Origin of the sequence: Sphingomonas sp. (assembly GCF_024508665.1) — a bacterium.
In the GTDB taxonomy this organism is placed as follows: Bacteria; Pseudomonadota; Alphaproteobacteria; order Sphingomonadales; family Sphingomonadaceae; genus Sphingomonas.
This window is the reverse complement of record NZ_JANINP010000004.1, coordinates 134,531-151,893: the sequence shown is the minus strand read 5'-3', so window position 1 is coordinate 151,893 and position 17,363 is coordinate 134,531. Positions and strand designations below refer to the sequence as shown.

Below are 17,363 nucleotides of genomic sequence, written 5' to 3'. Positions count from 1 at the left end.
CGTCAATCCTTGCTATCTGATTGGGGAAGCTGACCGAAACTGCCGCAGAAATCGGCCGTCGTGGAAACCCAGCCGAAGAATTTCTCGACGTTATAGACAGTCGCTTCCTGCATCATCGGCGGCCCGAGATGGTGCGTTGCATCCTCCAGCATCACACCGAAATATTCGAGATGGAAGCCGTCGCGCAGCGTGCTTTCGACGCAGACATTGGTCGCGATGCCCACAAACACGATGTTGCGGATACCTCGCGCGCGCAACGTCGAATCGAGCTGCGAGTTGAAGAACGCCGAATAGCGCGTCTTGTGGAGCGAGATGTCGCCGGGCTGGGGCTTCAGCGCATCGACCAATTCGTAGTCCCAGCCGCCCCGGGCGAGAAGCTGTCCCGACAATTCGGGTCGCGCACGCATCGTCTTGAGCGCGTTCGACTTGTGCCAATTGGGCGAGCCCGGCCCGCCCGCCTCCTTGTACTCGGCGTCCCAGCCGTTCTGCAGAAACACGACCTGGACGCCCGCCTTGCGCGCGGTATCGAGCACGGTCGCGATCTTGCCGATCACGCCGGCGGCGCCCGAAATGTCGAACCCGGCGAGATCGACATAGCCGCCCTCGCTCGCATAAGCGTTCTGCATGTCGATCACGACGACCGCGGTCTCATGCGGCGCGAGCCGGAGCGCCTCGGGCCGGGCCGCCAGCGTCACGCCATTCTCGCCGGCGGAGCCGGTCGTCACCATGTCCATTCAGCGCAGCCTGCCGCCGCGCGCGCCGAAAGGCAAGTTCAGGTCTCAGGCAGCACTGGCCAGCTTATAATCCTTATATTGCTCGCGCAGCACGGTCTTGAGCAATTTGCCGGTCGCGGTGTGCGGCAGTTCATCGACGAACAGGATCTCATCCGGCAACCACCATTTGGCGACATGCTGTGTCAGATGTTGATTGATCTCCTGAGGGGTTACCGCACTGCCGGGCTTGCGCACGACCAGCAGAATCGGACGTTCGTCCCATTTGGGATGATAGACGCCGATCGCCGCTGCCTCGCCGACGCCGGCACAGCCAATCGCGGCGTTTTCCAGGTCGACCGAGCTGATCCACTCGCCGCCCGACTTGATCACATCCTTGGACCGGTCGGTGATCTGCATCGTGCCGTTCGGATGCAGGACCGCGACGTCGCCGGTGTCGAACCAACCGCCAGTCTCCACCGCGTCCTGCTCGGCCTTGAAATAGCGCTTGACCACCCACGGCCCGCGAATTTGCAGCCGGCCCGACGTTTCGCCGTCGCGCGACAATTCATTGCCGCCGTCGTCGACGATGCGCAGTTCGACGCCGAACGGGATCGATCCCTGTTTGCAGACGATGTCGAGTTGCTGGTCGCGGGTCAGATCGCGCCAATCCGGTCCTGGCGCCAGCGCGGTCGCGATCGGCGACGTCTCGGTCATGCCCCAGAGGTGGAGCGGCTTGATTCCCATATCCATGAACCGCGCCAGCATCGCGCGCGGTGCGGCCGATCCGCCGACCGTGATCTGGCGCAGGAAGCGCGGCTCCTCACCGGTCGCGTCCATATGCTGGAACATCGCCAGCCACACGGTCGGCACCCCACTGCCGATCGTCACCTGCTCGTTGTTCATGAGCTCGCACAGCACCGCGGCATCATTGGTCTGCGAATAGACGAATTTCGTGCCCGCCAGCGCACCGGCAAACGGCAAGCCCCAAGCCGCGGCATGAAACATCGGCACGATCGGCATGATCACGTCGGACGCCGACAGGCCCATCACCCAGGGCTCGGCCGCATGCATCGCATGGAGCACGGTGGAGCGGTGCTCGTACAGCACGCCTTTGGGATTGCCCGTTGTGCCGCTGGTGTAGCAGATCATGCAGGGCTCGCGCTCGGGCCCTTCGTACCAGACATAATCGCCCTCCTCGGCGTCGAGCAGAGCCTGGAAGCCCTCCGGGCCAAGATCGTCGAAGACGACGTAGCGCTCGATCGACGTCCAATGCGGCTTCAGTCGATCGACCAGCGGCTGGAACTGCTTGTCGTAGAACAGCACGCGATCTTCGGCATGGTTGGCGATGTAAATCAATTGTTCGTCGAACAGCCGCGGGTTGATCGTATGGATCACGCCGCCCATTCCCATCGCGCCATACCAGGACGTCAAATGGTGCTCATGGTTCATCGCCAGCGTGGCGACGCGATCGCCCGGCTTGATACCCCATTTCTCCAGCCGCTGGGCGAGCTTGCGGGCATTGCGGTGGATGCCGGCCCAGTCGTTGCGCGTTTCCCGGCCGTCGACCCAACGCGTCACGACCTCCCGGCCCGGATGCTCGCGAGCAACATGGTCGAGCAGCCGCATCACGCGCAACTCGAAATCCTGCATCGCACCCATCTGCATCCCACTCTCCATACTCGATGTTTGAAGAGTGTTATTCCGTCCGAAGCGGTCGAGTCTAGGGGCCGCGTCCGCTAGCCAACCAATGCCAGCCGTTGCGGCGGTGCGATTGCGACCTCGGCGGATCGCACTCCCGGGAGCGCCGCAATGCGATCGGCGAGTTCGGGATCGAGCAGAAAATCGCGCCCAATCAGAATGGTTGCCGTCCCCCCCGCGGGTAACGGAACGTTCAAGCGCGCTTCGCCGCGCGCGCCGCGGGCCTCGGATAACAAGGCACCGATCGCGGGGATCGCTATGCCATCATCCACCACGATATCGAGATTCATCCGCGTGGAACTGGCCAATTCGTCAAACGGCTGGATGCGTTTGACCGTAACGCGCGGTTGTTCCTCGCCCGCGCGGCGATCGAGCTCCACCGTGATCAGGCCGCAGCCGCCGTTGCGCGCCGCTTCCTCCAATTCGGTCGCCACCGCATCGTCGAAACACGTTGCGACGAACTGGCCTGACGGGTCCGACAAGGTCGCCATCAGATAGCGCCGGCCCTTGGCCGAGGTCCGCCAGCGCGTGTCCTCGACCATCGCCGCCATCACCGCGCCGGCGCGGCCGCTTTCCGGGATCTGCATATCGCCCAAATCGGCGTAGCGCCGCGCGCCATGCATCCGCGCGAGCTGGGTGAAGCGGTCGACCGGATGCGCCGAGAAATAGAAGCCGAATGCCTCCTTTTCCTGCTCCATCCGCTCGGCCAGGCTCCACCGTGCCGACAGCGGCAGTTTGATGTGGGTGCCCGATGCCTCGCTCTCGCCGAACAGGCCGCCCTGCCCGCTATTCTTCTGGTCGTGTACCCGGGCCGCGGTCGCCAGGATCGTTTCTGCGCAGGCATGGATACCGGCGCGATTGGCATCGATCGCGTCGAACGCTCCCGCCGCCGCCAATGTTTCGAGCTGGCGCTTGTTGAGCAGGCGCGGGTCGACGCGATGGGCAAAGGCATCGAGGCTGTCGAACGGCCCGGACGCGTCGCGCTCCTCGACCAATTTCTCCATCGCGCCCTCGCCGACCGACTTGAGCCCGGCGAGCGCGTAGCGGACGGCCAGTTGCTCCTTTTCCCCTTCCAACGGAGGGGCGTTTACCTCCACGTCGAACTCCGCCAGGCTCCGGTTCACGTCCGGCGGCAGGATGGCCACGTCCAGCCGCCGCATGTCGTCGACGAAGATCGCCAGCTTGTCGGTCAGATGGATGTCGTAGCACATCGACGCGGCGTAGAATTCGTGCGGATGATGCGCCTTCAGCCAGGCGGTCTGATAGGCGAGCAAAGCATAAGCCGCGGCGTGCGACTTGTTGAAACCATAGCCGGCGAATTTATCGATCAAGTCGAACAGCTCGTTGGCCTTGGCGGCATCGATCTTGTTGTGCGTCGCGCAGCCTTCGACGAACGTAGCACGCTGCGCGTCCATCTCCGCCTGGTTCTTCTTGCCCATCGCGCGGCGCAGCAGGTCGGCGCCGCCGAGCGAATAGCCCGCCAGCACCTGGGCTGCCTGCATCACCTGTTCCTGATAGACGAAGATGCCGTAGGTTTCGGCCAGGATCGGCTCGAGCAGCGGATGCGGATAGGTGATCGGCTCCTGCCCGTTCTTGCGCCTGCCGAAGCTCGGGATATTGTCCATCGGGCCCGGGCGATAGAGCGAAACGAGCGCAATGATGTCGCCGAAATTGGACGGTCGCACCGCCGACAGCGTGCGGCGCATGCCTTCCGATTCCAGCTGGAACACGCCGACCGTGTCGCCCTTCTGGAGGAGTTTGTAGACGCCTTCGTCATCCCAGGTCAGCGCGTCGAGGTCGCAGGCAATGCCGCGCTTGGCGAGCAGCTGTACCGCTTTCTTGAGCACCGACAGTGTCTTCAAGCCCAGGAAGTCGAACTTCACCAGCCCGGCGCCTTCGACATATTTCATGTCGAATTGCGTGACCGGCATGTCCGATCGCGGATCGCGATAGAGCGGGACGAGATCGGCGAGCGGGCGGTCGCCGATCACCACGCCGGCGGCATGGGTCGAGCTGTGGCGCGGCAGCCCTTCGAGCTTCATCGCCAGATCGAACAGATGGCGGACGTCCTTGTCGCCGCGATATTCGGCGGCGAGCTCGCTGACACCGTTGAGCGCACGGTCGAGCGTCCAGGGGTCGGTCGGCAAGTTCGGGACGAGCTTGGCCAGGCGGTCGACCTGGCCGTAACTCATCTGCAGCACGCGGCCGGTGTCCTTGAGCACCGCGCGTGCCTTCATCGTCCCGAACGTGATGATCTGCGCGACCTGGTCGCGGCCATATTTCGCCTGGACGTAGCGGATCACTTCGCCGCGCCGGGTTTCACAGAAGTCGATGTCGAAGTCGGGCATCGACACGCGTTCCGGATTGAGGAAGCGTTCGAACAGCAATCCGAGCTTGATCGGGTCGAGGTCGGTAATGGTCAGCGCCCAGGCGACCACCGAGCCTGCGCCCGAACCGCGGCCCGGCCCGACGGGGATATCGTGCGCCTTCGCCCATTGGATGAAATCCGCGACGATCAGGAAATAGCCCGGAAACCCCATCTGGATGATTACATTGAGCTCGAATTCGAGGCGGTCGCGATAGGGCTGCTGCCAATCGCCTTCGCCTGCATTGCCGAGCTCGACGATGCGGTCGAGCCGCTTCTGCAGACCTTCACGCGCCCGCTCACGCAGCATCGCGGACTCGCCGTCGCGGTCGCCCGCCAGGCTGGGCAGGATCGGCTTGCGCTTGGGTGCCGCGACCGCGCAACGCTGCGCCACGACCAGGGTATTGGCGATCGCTTCGGGCAGATCGGCGAACAAGGCGCGCATGTCCTTGGCCGGCTTCATCCAGGCGTCTGGCGAGCTTTTGGGTCGGTCGTCGCTGGCGACATAGGACGAATTGGCGATGCACAGCATCGCGTCATGTGCCTCGAGAAATTCCTCCTCGGCGAAGCAGCACGGATTGGTCGCGACGATCGGCAGGTTCCGCGCATAAGCAAGGTCAAGCAATTCGGCCTCGGCCTTCGCCTCGACTGGATCGAAGCGGCGGGCGATCTCGATATAGAGGCGGTCGCCGAAAATCGCCTGCAGCCGGTCGACATAGGCGCTGGCGCCCTCCGGCTGATCCTCGGCGAACAAGCGGGCGACACCGCCTTCGCCGCCGGCCGTCAGCGCGATCAGTCCCGCCGAATTGGCTTCGAGGGTCGCGAAATCAACATGGGGATCGAGATCGAGCGGTCGGCCGAGATGCGCTTCGCTGACCAGACGGCAAAGGTTGAGATAGCCCGCCTCATCCTGGGCGTAGAGCGCGATCCAGTCGGTCTGCACCGCCTGCCCCTCGGGCAGATCGGGGCGCGCCAATCCCAACATCGTGCCGATGATCGGCTGCACCCCGGCATCGCTTGCCGCGCCTGAAAAAGACATCGCCGCGAACAGGCCGTTACGGTCGGTCACCGCGGCGGCGGGGAAGCCCAATTCGCGCGCGCGCTTTGCTATCGCCTTGGGCTCGATCGCGCCGTCGAGCATCGTATAGGACGAAAAGATCCGGAGGGGCACGAAGCCGGAATGGGGCATGGCCGCAAACCTAAGGCGCGAGCGCGCGAATGACCACCCTGGACCATCCGCTTACCCACAACTTTCGTGGGCGAGCCGACCGGTTAGAGCAGCTTTTCGATATCCGCCGCAATGTCTCCCGGCTTGGTCGTCGGCGCGTAGCGTTCAACCACCTGGCCGTCGCGGCCAACCAGGAACTTGGTGAAATTCCACTTGATGCCCTCGGTGCCAAGGAACCCGGGCGCCTGTTTCTTGAGCTCGCCGTACAGCGGGTCGGCGCCCGATCCGTTGACGTCGATCTTGGCGAAGACCGGGAATGTCACGTCATAGGTCAGCGAACAGAAGTTCGCGATTTCCTCGGCATCCCCCGGCTCCTGCCCGCCGAACTGGTTGCACGGGAAGCCCAGCACCTCGAACCCGCGGTCGGCATATTTGCGATGGAGCGCTTCCAGCCCTTCATATTGCGGAGTGAAGCCGCATTTCGAGGCTACGTTGACGACCAGCAGGACCTTGCCGGCATAAGCCGAGAGGTCGGCGTCGCTGCCATCCGCCGCCTTGACGTGGAAATCGGTGATCGCGGTCATGCGCCCTTCCCCTCATATCGAGCCATCAAGGCAGCGATGTTGCGCTTAACCCCGGGCCATTCGTGTTCGAGGATCGAATAGAGCACGCTGTCGCGATAATGACCATCGTTGAGGATGACATGGCCGCGGATGACCCGTCCATCCGCGCGCCCAAGCGTTGCCGGAATTCGCTAGTTCGCTCACGTGGTCGTCGAGATCCTGCCTGAACTCAAATGCCCTTCCTGCAGCCGCAGGACGCGGTCCATCCGGGCCGCCAGCCGCTCGTTATGCGTGGCGACCAAAGCCGCCGATCCCTCCTGCCGAACCAGCCGGAGGAATTCGTCGAACACGATCTCCGCAGTCGCCTCGTCGAGATTGCCGGTGGGTTCGTCAGCCAGGATCAAGGCAGGCCGGTTGGCGAGCGCGCGGGCGACCGCGACGCGTTGCTGCTCGCCGCCCGACAATTGGCTCGGCCGGTGCGTCAGGCGATGCCCGAGGCCGAGCGTCGTCAACAGCTCCGCTGCGCGCGCATCGGCGTCGGCGCGAGATGCTCCCTTTACCAATTGCGGCAGGACGACATTCTCGACCGCGTTGAAATCGGGCAGCAAGTGGTGGAATTGATAGATGAAGCCGAGCTTGTCGCGTCGCGTGGCGGTCCGCTCCGAACTGCTCATCTTCGCGGCCTCGATGCCGGTGATGCGGATCGATCCACCGAATCCGCCCTCCAATAAGCCGACGGCTTGCAGCAATGTCGACTTGCCCGATCCCGATGGCCCGAGCAGGGCGACGATCTCTCCGGGCGCGATCGACAGGTCGGCGCCGCGCAGGACGTGGATGGTCTCGCCGCCCTGTTCGAAACTGCGGGTCAGGCCGGTCGTGGCCAGGACTGGCTCACTCATAGCGCAGCACCTGGACCGGATCGGTGCTGGCCGCGCGCGAGGCCGGATAGAGCGTCGCGAGGAAGGTCAGCAGCAAGGTGATCGCGACGACCATCGCGATCTCGACCGGATTGGGCTTGGACGGCAGCTCCGTCAGGAAGCGGATCGAAGGGTCCCACAGATTTTGCCCAGACAGCTTCTGCACGAAGTCAACGATCGGCTGCCGGAAATAGAGCAGGACGAAACCGAGGATCAGCCCCGCGATCGTGCCGAGAACGCCGATCGTGGTGCCGACGGTGATGAAGATCCGGACCATCGCCGCGCGCGGCGCGCCCATCGTCCTCAAGATCGCGATATCGCGCGTCTTGGCGCGAACCAGCATGATCAGCGACGAGGCGATGTTGAACGCCGCGACCAGGATGATGATGCACAGGATCACGAACATCGACACCTGTTCGATTGCCAGCGCCTCGAACAATTGCGCGTTCATCTGGCGCCAGTCGCTGACGGCCGCGGTCTGGCCGAGCGATGCCCGCAGCGGCGCCAGGATCGGGCCGACCTGATCGGCGTCCCTGGTGTTGACCTCGATCATCCCCACCGTGTCGGGATCGAGCAGCAGCAAGGTCTGCGCATCCTCCATCGGCATGACGACATAGGCCTTGTCGTAATCGTAGACGCCGATCTCGAAGATCGCGCCGACCGTATAGGATACCATGCGAGGCACCGTGCCGAACGGGGTCGATTGCCCCGCCGGGTTCCAGATAGTGACTTGGCTGCCGATATCGACGCCTAGCGTCTCGGCCAGTCGGGATCCGATGGCGATTCGATTGCTGCCGGCGGTGACATTGTTGAGATCACCCGCGACGACATGGCCAGCGATCGTCGAATTGCCGCGAATATCGGGGACCGTCAGGCCGCGAAGGATAATCGCCTCCGCCCTACCGTTATTGGTCATCATCAGCGGTTGTTCGATCATCGGCACCGCGCTGGTAACGCCGGGCGTCGCTTTGGCGCGCGCTAGCAATTGCCGCCAGTCGTTGAGCGGACGCCCGCCATAGCCCTGGATCACGGCATGGCCATTCAGCCCGACGATCTTGTCGAACAGTTCGGCGCGGAAGCCGTTCATCACGCTCATCACGATGACCAGGGCCGCGACCCCGAGCATGACGGCGCCAAGACTAAACCCGGCGACAAGGACGATGAAGCGCTCGCCCTTGCCCGGCAGCAGGTAGCGGCCGGCGATCAGGCGTTCGTAGCTCGACAGGAGAATCAATCAGGCCTCGCGATCCGCCCCGGATTGTCGGGTGCCTAGGGCGTATCGCGATTACTGGCAACCAAGGCGGTGCTGTGGCGGATTCGACACACGCCTGCCGCAATCGTGCGGCGACCCGTTGTTTGGCGATGACAAGACACCAGTCGCCGCCTAGCAGTTTGCTTCGCGAAACGCAGGTCAATGGCCGTGGTTCGGGGATCGCTTCCAGCTCCGCCTTAAAAGAGGCGCGCGGGCGGAAGTTACAAGGGGGCTGACGAGCAATCGTCACGCAGGCGCCCGGGTCGGAAACGGCCCGGGCGTTTGTTTTGGGCGAAGGTGAGCAGCGCAAGCTTCGAGCCGTTGCGCACAGCGCATCGCCCCAAACGGCCGCCGGGGTCCCCACCGCGGTCCGAGCGACGGCGGCTTCGCCGGTCGGCGCTTTTCCCAACACTTCCCTCTACCCGAACTTCACCTCGTCCCTCTCCCGCTTGCGGGCGAGGAGCGAGACTTAGGGCGGCGCAGCCGGCCTTAGTCGCAGCAGTGAGAGGGCCTTCTGTTGGCTCCGTCGTTAAAAGAAGAGAGAAGACCCTCACCCAACCCTCTCCCGCAAGCGGGAGAGGGCTTTGGTCACCTAAAAACTGATCCGGAACGTGCCCCCGTATGTCCGCGGATCGCCCGGCTGTCCGACGATCAGGCCAGTGCTGCCCGATTGCGTGCTGAGCAGCTCGAAATAGTTCTGGTTGAAGGCGTTACGCACCCAGCCGTAGACGTTCCACTTGTCCTTGCGGAAGCCGAGCCGGAAGTTGGACAGCGAATAGCCATTGATATCGGTGTAGAGCGAGCGCGAGGGGTTGGACGAGAATTTCGAGCGATAGCTGCCGTCATAGCCCAGATAGACCTGTCCGCCGCTGACCGGCACGTTGACTTCGCCGCCGAACGAGAACGACCATTTTGAGATGCCCGGCAGGATTTGGCCCGAAATATCGCAGACCAACGGGCTGAGGCCCGGCGTACCCGGCGCGGCCGGCGTTTGGCCAGGAAGCGCCGCGGTACCGCCGGATAACTCGGGAGGACATGGCGCGTTGCGGAACCGGACATATTTGGCGTCCGTGAAGGCCCCGTTGGCATAAAGGCTCAGCCTCGCACTTGGGCGGAAGGACGAGTCGAATTCGACGCCGCGTACGCGCACCCGTGCCGCATTGGCAAGGTACCCGCGAATGACGGTGGTCTGGCCATTATTCACCGTCGCCTGGTAATCCCTGATGTCGGTCCAGAAGCCCGCGAGGTTGAAGGTCACGCGCCGGTCGAAAAATTGCGTCTTCAAGCCAAGCTCGAAGTGATTTTCCTTCTCGGGCTTCACCGTCTGGGTCGACAGATCGACGCCGGTATTGGTGGAATTGAGGGGCAACCCAGACAGGTTGATGCCGCCCGATTTAAAGCTGCGCGCATAGGTCGCATAGCCGTGAATATCCTTGGAAAAGTCGTAGGACAAGGTCAGGTCGCCGGACAGGTTCCAGGCGCTGAACCGCGGGCTGTAGCGTTGCGGCGCCAGCGTGTTGAGCTGGTCGGCGAGTGCGGTGCCGTTCTTCAACAAGGCCGCGACGTTATCTGCCGTCGCGACGAAATTGTATCGGGCATTGTGGATGCTAACGACAGATTCGTAGAAACCTGACTTCTTGTCGTAATTGACGCGCAGACCGGGCTGGATGTGGAAGCCCGGCGCAGCCTCCCAATTGAGCTTGCCGAACACGGCGAAGCTCTGATTGCTGAAATGGATCGAGTTGGTCGAGGTCAACCCGTCGAGCACCAGCGGGTTCTTGCCGTTGGCGCTGGTGGGGTTCAGCAGCCAAGCACTCGCGGCAGGGCCTTGTACCTGCGATCCTTGAGTATCGATCGTCTGGTCGAAAAAGAACGCCCCCAGCGTGTAGTTCAGCTTGCGGTCGCCGCTAGAGGCGATGCGCAATTCCTGCGACCATTGCTTCTGTTGCGAGGGATTTTGCGACACGGTGGTGATCGGCAGGCCGACGAAATCGCGATCATTGGCCGGCTGCCAGTCCCAATAGCGCCAGGCAGTGACGGACGTGATGGTCGCACCGCCAACATCCCAATTGCCGACCAGCGATACCCCGCCGACTTCCTGGCGGGAATTGATCGACGCGTCCAGATCGGTGACCCGATCGAACGGATCGAAGCTCGGCGGTTTGTACCCAGCCGCGGCGGCCAGTGCTGCATATTGGCGGTTGAGCGGGCGCTGCGTCGCACCCGTCCGCGCATAATATTGCACGCAGCAATAGGGATTCTGCAGGCTGAAATCGGCCGAGAGGTTGAAGTCCAGATTGGGCGTCGCCTGCCACAGCAATTGCCCGCGCACGCTGAAATTGTCCTGCTTCTGCAAATTCTTGTCGATCGCGGTGTCGTAGATCGACCCGCCACGCTTGGTCACCGAGGTCGACAGGCGCACGCCCAGCTTGCCGTCAGCGATCGGTGCCGACGCCGAGCCCTTCAGTTGGACCAGTCCGTAATTGCCCGCGCTGACCTCGAACGTGGCTTCGGGCGACGAAAGGTTGGGCTTCTTGGTCGTGATGTTCACCGCGCCCGCCGTAGTGTTCTTACCGTAGAGCGTTCCCTGCGGTCCGCGCAGCACCTCGACGCGATCGATGTCCACAAAATCGAACGTGGAAGCGCCGACGCGGCCGATATAGACTTGGTCGATATAAAGGCCGACGCCTTGCTCAATGCCGTCATTGGTCAGCCCGAACGGCGCACCCAAGCCGCGGATGTTGATCGCTGAATTGCGCGGATTGCTCGAATAGAATTGCAGCGCGGGCTGGAATTGCTGGAGGCGGTTGACGTTGAAGGCACCGGCATTGGCCAGCGTCTCACCGCTCAGCACCGCCACCGCGAGCGGCACCGTCTGCAAGCGCTCCGACCGACGCCGCGCGGTAACGACGATATCGCCCCCCGGCGCAGGGGCCGCTTGCGGATCAGCTTGGGGCTCGGGCGCCGGTACGGGCGGGTTAGCGGCTTCATCATCGGGCGCGACTACCGGCACGGTCGGGCGAGCGGCGGTATCGGCGAGCGCGATGCTTTGCGGCGATGTCGCGGCAAGCAGGAGCGGAAACGCTGCGAGCATGATTCGGTAATCCCCTAGACGATCGATTTAACGCCTTAATCCCCACTGAGTTGCTAGGATTAAAAGCAAGATCGTCTGAGCGGCGGCGCAAGCCAAACTTTATCACCCTTGAAAGACCACGATATTTTGTCAGGCGCCCACTCTTGAACCGGCGCCGGAATGCCCCAGATATACGACGACGCGATGCCCATCCGGGGTCGCGTCGGTGTGTGACATCGCTCAATGGAGGATGATTAAATGCGACAGTTCGACCTAACTCCCTACCGCCGCTCGACGATCGGCTTCGATCGCCTGTTCGACATGCTCGAGGCCTCGGCGCGGCAAAATGGCGGGGACAATTACCCGCCCTTCAACCTCGAGCGAATCGCCGAGGATCATTACCGCATCACGATCGCGGTTGCCGGCTTCCGCCGCGACGAGATCGAGATCGTCGCGCAGCAGAACCTGCTGACCGTCAAGGGCAAGAAGGACAAGGACGGCGATCAGTCGGCCTATCTCCACCTCGGCATCGCGACGCGCAGCTTCGAGCGGCGCTTCGAGCTCGCCGATTTCATTCGCGTCGAAGATGCGCGACTCAATGACGGCCTGCTGACCGTCGACCTCGTGCGCGAAGTGCCCGAGGCGCTGAAGCCGCAGACGATCGCGATCAAGACGGGCGCTCCGCTCGCCGCAATCGAAAGCAGCCCGGCCGACGAGACCAAGGCGGCCTGACGAACCGGCGCTTTCTCGCTCCCTCGAAAGCGCCATCGGGCGCCCGGGCAATCGTCCGGGCGCCTTTTTCGTTTCGGCGATGCCGTTCGCGCTGTTAGCTGTCGGCGATGAAGACGTTGCGCGTGATCGTGAACAAGAATGGCGGGACTGCCGCCAAAATGGGCGATGCCCTGATCCAGGAGTTGGAAAAGGCCTTCGCAAAAGCGGGGGCAACCGCCGAAGTCGCGGCGCTCGACGGCAAGCAAATCCCCCACGCGATCGAGGCGGCAGCAAGATCAGGGCGCGTGACCGTCGCGGGCGGCGATGGCACCGCCGCAGGCGCCGCGCAGATCCTGGCGGGCAGTGATACCGAACTCAGCCTGTTGCCGCTTGGGACGCTCAACCACCTGGCGCGCGATCTGGGCATTCCCGCCGATCTGAGCGAGGCCGCCAAGGTCGCGGTGAACGGCCAGCCGACTGCGATCGATGTCGGCGAAGTAAATGGACAGGTCTTCGTCAACAATGCATCGATCGGCCTCTACCCGTTGATGGTCCGCAAGCGCGAAGGTCTGCGCCGTGCCAGGGGCTGGCCCAAATGGCTGTCGACGGTGCCGGCGGCGCTCGCAGTGCTGGAGCGCCTCCCCCATCATCGACTGCGGCTCGACTGGGGAAAGGGCGAACGCGCCATCGTCACGCCGCTGCTGTTCGTCGGCAACAATGTCTATTCGCTCGATCGCGGCGAAGTCGGCCAACGTGGCAGCCTCACAGACGGCAAATTGTCGGTCTATGCGGTCGCGCACCGACGACGCGCCGCGCTGATCTGGTTCGCGATGCGCGCGCTGGTCGGGCGCGCCGAACGCTCGCTCGATTTCGAGACGCTCGGTGAATGCGAGACGCTGAGCGTCAGCTCGAGCAGCGGATCGATCGAAATCGCGCTTGACGGCGAGCTCCGGCGCATCGATTCCCCGCTCGAATTCCGCATCCGGGCGGGCGCCTTGACCGTGATCACGCCCGGCGAGGCGCCGCAACCATAAGGCTCAGGCCGCCTCCGCCGCAGTGCCCGCCGGCTCCTTTGCATTAGGCGAGCGATCCTTGCGCCCCGAATATATGAATTCGGCGCCATCGAGATCGATCTGCGGAATCTCTTCCTTCTCGCGCCAGTAATCCTGGTTGTGCGCCCATTCGGGTTTGTCTCCGCGCCGAGGCAGTTCGTCGAGACCCCGCATCAGATAGCCAGGATTGAAATTATCACGGTCAATCCAGGGCAGCAGCTTCATATGCTCGTCTTCGGGCCTCAGCGCGACATCGACGCGATGCGCGCCCTTCAGCTCCATATGCTTGAGGAGCCGGCAGACGAAATCGCCGAGCATGTCGACCCGCAACGTCCAGCTCGCGCGGAAATACCCCATCACCCACGCCATGTTTGGGACACCGGTGAACATCATCCCGCGATAGGTGACTGTCTGCGCCCAATCGACCGCGCGCCCATCGACGAAGAACGGGATGTCGCCCATCACCGACAAGCGGAAACCGGTCGCGGCGACGATGATGTCGGCCTCGATGACCTTGCCCGACTTGGTGCGGACGCCGCCTTCGACGAACCGGTCGATCTCGTCCGTCACGACGTCGACCTTGCCCGCCTTGACCGCCTGGAAGATGTCGCCGTCGGGACAGAAGGCGAGCCGTTGCTGCCAGACGCGATAATGCGGCGTGAAATCGGGCTCGAACTGGAAATCCTCGCCGGCATAGGCACGGATCAGGGCCTTGAGCTCCTCGAACACCGCCTCGGGCTCGGCTAGGCAGCGCTTGGTCAGCTGGTCCTGGTCAAACATGATCTGCGCGCGCACCACGCGATGGATGGTCGGTTCGTCGATGCCGATCTGGCGCAACCGATCGGCCAGTTCGTTGCGATTGGGGCTGCAGAAGAAATAGGTTGGCGACCGCTGCAGCATCGTGACGTGGGCCGCCTTTTCGGCGAATGCCGGAATGACCGTCGCGGCGGTCGCGCCCGAGCCGATCACCAGGATCCGCTTGCCGGTATAGTCGGTCGCCGGGTCCCATAATTGGGCGTGAATGAACTGCCCCTTATAGGCGTCCAATCCAGGCCAGGCAGGGATGTAGGGCCGCTCGTGGTCGTAATAGCCCTGGCACATCCACAGGAATTCGCAGGTCAGGCGCACCGTGTCCCCGTCCGACGCGCGAACCGCTTCCACCGTCCAGCGATTGTCTTCGCTCGACCAGCGGCAGGCGGTGATGCGGTGGCCGCACCGGATATGCGGGCCAATCCCGTTTTCCTCGATCACTTCGCCGATATAGCGCAGTATCTCTTCACCGCTCGCGACCGGGGCGCCGACCCACGGCTTGAAGCGATACCCGAAGGTGTAGAGATCGGAATCCGACCGGACGCCGGGATATTTGTGCGTTTCCCAAGTGCCCCCGAACGTGTCCTTCATCTCCAGGATCAGGTAGCTCTTGTCGGGGCATTGGTGCTGCAAATGCCAGGCCGATCCGATCCCGGATATACCTGCGCCGACGATCAGGACATCGACATGCTCCGCCGGCGCCACGCCGACCTCGGCCGCGATCGCATTTGCCATGGTGCCTCTCCTTCTGCGCACGATATTGTCGGCGCAGAATGGAGCAGTCCAGCGTCACCAACTTTGACGCCGGTCAACTTTTCAACAGCGGGTGATTACTCAGACCAGCCGGCTCTGCCGGACCGCCGCGGCGATGAAGCTTGCGAACAACGGGTGAGGGTCGAACGGCTTCGACTTCAATTCCGGGTGGAACTGCACGCCGACGAACCAAGCGTGATCGGGACGCTCGACGATTTCGGGCAGCATGCCGTCGGGCGACATGCCGCTGAATACCAACCCGCCCTTTTCGAGCCGGTCCCGATAGCCAGTATTGACCTCGTAGCGATGGCGGTGGCGTTCGCTGATCTCGGTCGCGCCATAGATTGACGAGACCACGCTATTGCCGTCGAGCTTCGCCGGATAGGCGCCCAGTCGCATCGTGCCGCCCAAGTCGCCGCCAGCCTCACGCTTCTGCACGCCTTCGGCCGACATCCATTCGGTGATTATGCCGACGACCGGCTCGTCGGTCGGGCCGAATTCGGTCGACGAGGCCTTTTCGATTCCGGCCAGGTTCCGCGCGCCCTCGACACAGGCCATCTGCATGCCGAAGCAGATGCCGAAATAGGGCACGTTGCGTTCGCGCGCGAACTTGACCGAGGCGATCTTGCCTTCCGCACCGCGCTCGCCGAACGCACCGGGAACCAGGATCGCGTGGCACGGCTCCAGGCTGGCGGCGATGTCGCTGTCGCCATGCTCGAACACTTCCGCGTCGATCCAGCGGATGTTGACCTTCACCTTGTTGGCGATTCCGCCATGGACCAGCGCTTCGTTGAGCGACTTGTACGCATCCTGCAGGCCGACATATTTGCCGACCACGCCGACCGTCACTTCGCCTTCCGGATTGGTCAGCCGGTCCACGATGTCGGTCCAGCGCGAAAGGTCCGGAGCGCCGCCTGGCAGGATACCGAAGGCGTTGAGGACAGCATCGTCGAGGCCTTCCTCGTGATATTGCACCGGCACCGCATAGATGCTCTTGGCATCGAGCGCGGGGATCACCGCTTCCTTGGGGACGTTGCAGAACAAGGCGATCTTTGCGCGCTCGCTTGCCGGCAGCGGCTGCTCGCAACGGCACACCAGCACGTCCGGCTGGACGCCGAGCGCGGCGAGTTCGCGGACCGAATGTTGCGTCGGTTTGGTCTTCAGCTCGCCTGCCGCCGCGATGTACGGCACCAGGGTCACGTGGATGCTGATCGAATTGCCGCGGCCGAGATCGTTGCGGATCTGGCGGATCGCCTCGATGAACGGCAGAGATTCGATGTCGCCGACGGTGCCGCCGATCTCGCACAGCACGAAGTCGAGGTCGTCGGTTTCGGCCAGCGCGAAGGCCTTGATCGCGTCGGTGACGTGGGGAATCACCTGAACGGTCGCGCCGAGATAATCACCACGCCGTTCGCGCTGAATGATCTGCTGATAGATGCGTCCCGAGGTGACATTATCCGACTGCCGCGCCGCGACGCCGGTAAAGCGTTCGTAATGGCCGAGATCGAGGTCGGTCTCCGCGCCATCATCGGTCACATAGACCTCGCCGTGCTGATACGGGCTCATCGTGCCCGGATCGACGTTGAGATAGGGATCGAATTTCCGAATGCGCACGCGATAACCACGTGCCTGGAGGAGGGCAGCCAGGGAAGCCGCCATCAAACCTTTGCCGAGCGAGGAGACCACGCCGCCGGTAATGAAAATAAACCGCGCCATGGGAATCACCGCCTAGCTTGGAATGGGGGCGTGCCGCAAGCACGCGACTCCGCCCGCGCGAACAAAAAGTCCGCGCGGGCGGTTAGAACGAAATGAATTTAGCGGACGGGAACCGCGCCGTTGCTCGCCGGAGCAGCCTTGTTCTCTGCGGGCGTGACCGCACCTGGGAACGTCAGGTTACCGCCCGCGCCTGCCGCCGCATTGGCCGCAGCGCCACCAAAGGCGCCGCCCGCCGGCTGCGGAGCGCTGCCCGCCGGCGCATTGATCGGCGCCGCACGGTTGAGCGAAGTGTCGATCGTGGTCGCGTGGCGGGTCGCCGCCATAACCGCCAGAAGGATGGTCAGCGAGACGAAGACCGTCGCCAGGATCGCCGTCGACCGCGTCAGGAAATCGGCCGCACCGCGCGCCGACATCAATCCCGCCGGGCTACCGCCGCCGGTCAGGCCACCGCCTTCGGAACGCTGCATCAGGATGATGGTGACGAGCGCTGCGCCGACGAGCAACTGAACGACAAGGACGAAGGTGAAGAGCATCGAACGACTGTGACCCGCGAAACTGGAGAAAGCGGGCAC

The 17,363-nt window shown here is 63.4% G+C and carries 12 protein-coding genes; 2 read left to right on the top strand and 10 right to left on the bottom strand.

Annotated elements, in window-relative coordinates:
• Positions 1-2: 2 nt before the first annotated feature.
• From rutB to Q0L25_RS07860, 7 genes are all read right to left on the bottom strand, one after another.
• Positions 3-734, bottom strand: coding sequence for a pyrimidine utilization protein B (gene rutB, locus Q0L25_RS07890; protein WP_296613127.1), 732 nt, complete (start codon positions 732-734; stop codon positions 3-5).
• Between the two features lie 45 nt (positions 735-779).
• Positions 780-2,372 (bottom strand): long-chain fatty acid--CoA ligase, encoded by a 1,593-nt coding sequence (locus Q0L25_RS07885; protein WP_296613403.1) that lies wholly within the window; start codon positions 2,370-2,372, stop codon positions 780-782.
• A gap of 77 nt (positions 2,373-2,449) precedes the next feature.
• Entirely contained in the window at positions 2,450-5,965 is a 3,516-nt protein-coding gene (gene dnaE, locus Q0L25_RS07880; RefSeq protein ID WP_296613126.1) for a DNA polymerase III subunit alpha, read from the bottom strand.
• Positions 5,966-6,048: 83 nt separating this feature from the next.
• The gene (locus Q0L25_RS07875) at positions 6,049-6,528 is read right to left on the bottom strand and encodes a glutathione peroxidase (RefSeq protein ID WP_296613124.1); all 480 of its coding nucleotides are present in this window, start codon (positions 6,526-6,528) and stop codon (positions 6,049-6,051) included.
• 179 nt (positions 6,529-6,707) lie between these two features.
• On the bottom strand, positions 6,708-7,406 hold the full coding sequence (locus Q0L25_RS07870; RefSeq protein WP_296613122.1) for an ABC transporter ATP-binding protein: 699 nt from the start codon (positions 7,404-7,406) through the stop codon (positions 6,708-6,710).
• Complete coding sequence (locus Q0L25_RS07865) at positions 7,399-8,655, bottom strand: lipoprotein-releasing ABC transporter permease subunit (RefSeq protein ID WP_296613402.1); 1,257 nt, start codon at positions 8,653-8,655, stop codon at positions 7,399-7,401. Before Q0L25_RS07865 ends, Q0L25_RS07870 begins: the two co-directional genes overlap by 8 nt.
• A 613-nt stretch (positions 8,656-9,268) precedes the next feature.
• A complete protein-coding gene (locus Q0L25_RS07860; RefSeq protein ID WP_296613121.1) occupies positions 9,269-11,770 on the bottom strand; it encodes a TonB-dependent receptor in 2,502 nt (833 codons plus the stop codon).
• Between the two features lie 237 nt (positions 11,771-12,007).
• On the opposite strand from Q0L25_RS07860, the gene Q0L25_RS07855 reads away from it, so the two are divergent.
• Complete coding sequence (locus tag Q0L25_RS07855) at positions 12,008-12,481, top strand: Hsp20 family protein (protein ID WP_296613120.1); 474 nt, start codon at positions 12,008-12,010, stop codon at positions 12,479-12,481.
• Between the two features lie 107 nt (positions 12,482-12,588).
• Positions 12,589-13,494, top strand: a complete 906-nt coding sequence (locus Q0L25_RS07850; RefSeq protein WP_296613117.1) for a diacylglycerol kinase family protein — start codon at positions 12,589-12,591, stop codon at positions 13,492-13,494.
• Between the two features lie 3 nt (positions 13,495-13,497).
• Here the strand turns inward: Q0L25_RS07850 and Q0L25_RS07845 are convergent, their stop codons facing one another.
• The 3 genes from Q0L25_RS07845 to secG all read right to left on the bottom strand — a co-directional run bounded on the left by Q0L25_RS07845 (position 13,498) and on the right by secG (position 17,324).
• The gene (locus Q0L25_RS07845) at positions 13,498-15,057 is read right to left on the bottom strand and encodes an NAD(P)/FAD-dependent oxidoreductase (RefSeq protein WP_296613115.1); all 1,560 of its coding nucleotides are present in this window, start codon (positions 15,055-15,057) and stop codon (positions 13,498-13,500) included.
• Between the two features lie 99 nt (positions 15,058-15,156).
• A complete protein-coding gene (locus Q0L25_RS07840) occupies positions 15,157-16,791 on the bottom strand; it encodes a CTP synthase (RefSeq protein ID WP_296613114.1) in 1,635 nt (544 codons plus the stop codon).
• Between the two features lie 98 nt (positions 16,792-16,889).
• The gene (gene secG / locus Q0L25_RS07835) at positions 16,890-17,324 is read right to left on the bottom strand and encodes a preprotein translocase subunit SecG (RefSeq protein WP_296613400.1); all 435 of its coding nucleotides are present in this window, start codon (positions 17,322-17,324) and stop codon (positions 16,890-16,892) included.
• Positions 17,325-17,363 lie beyond the last annotated feature (39 nt).

Excerpts from the sequence above, each read along its gene's own strand:
- rutB (WP_296613127.1), bottom strand. The coding sequence starts at position 734 with ATGGACATGGTGACGACCGGCTCCGCCGGCGAGAATGGCGTGACGCTG.
- Q0L25_RS07885 (WP_296613403.1), bottom strand. The coding sequence starts at position 2,372 with ATGGGTGCGATGCAGGATTTCGAGTTGCGCGTGATGCGGCTGCTCGAC.
- dnaE (WP_296613126.1), bottom strand. The coding sequence starts at position 5,965 with ATGCCCCATTCCGGCTTCGTGCCCCTCCGGATCTTTTCGTCCTATACG.
- Q0L25_RS07875 (WP_296613124.1), bottom strand. The coding sequence starts at position 6,528 with ATGACCGCGATCACCGATTTCCACGTCAAGGCGGCGGATGGCAGCGAC.
- Q0L25_RS07870 (WP_296613122.1), bottom strand. The coding sequence starts at position 7,406 with ATGAGTGAGCCAGTCCTGGCCACGACCGGCCTGACCCGCAGTTTCGAA.
- Q0L25_RS07860 (WP_296613121.1), bottom strand. The coding sequence starts at position 11,770 with ATGCTCGCAGCGTTTCCGCTCCTGCTTGCCGCGACATCGCCGCAAAGC.
- Q0L25_RS07855 (WP_296613120.1), top strand. The coding sequence starts at position 12,008 with ATGCGACAGTTCGACCTAACTCCCTACCGCCGCTCGACGATCGGCTTC.
- Q0L25_RS07850 (WP_296613117.1), top strand. The coding sequence starts at position 12,589 with ATGAAGACGTTGCGCGTGATCGTGAACAAGAATGGCGGGACTGCCGCC.
- Q0L25_RS07845 (WP_296613115.1), bottom strand. The coding sequence starts at position 15,057 with ATGGCAAATGCGATCGCGGCCGAGGTCGGCGTGGCGCCGGCGGAGCAT.
- Q0L25_RS07840 (WP_296613114.1), bottom strand. The coding sequence starts at position 16,791 with ATGGCGCGGTTTATTTTCATTACCGGCGGCGTGGTCTCCTCGCTCGGC.
- secG (WP_296613400.1), bottom strand. The coding sequence starts at position 17,324 with ATGCTCTTCACCTTCGTCCTTGTCGTTCAGTTGCTCGTCGGCGCAGCG.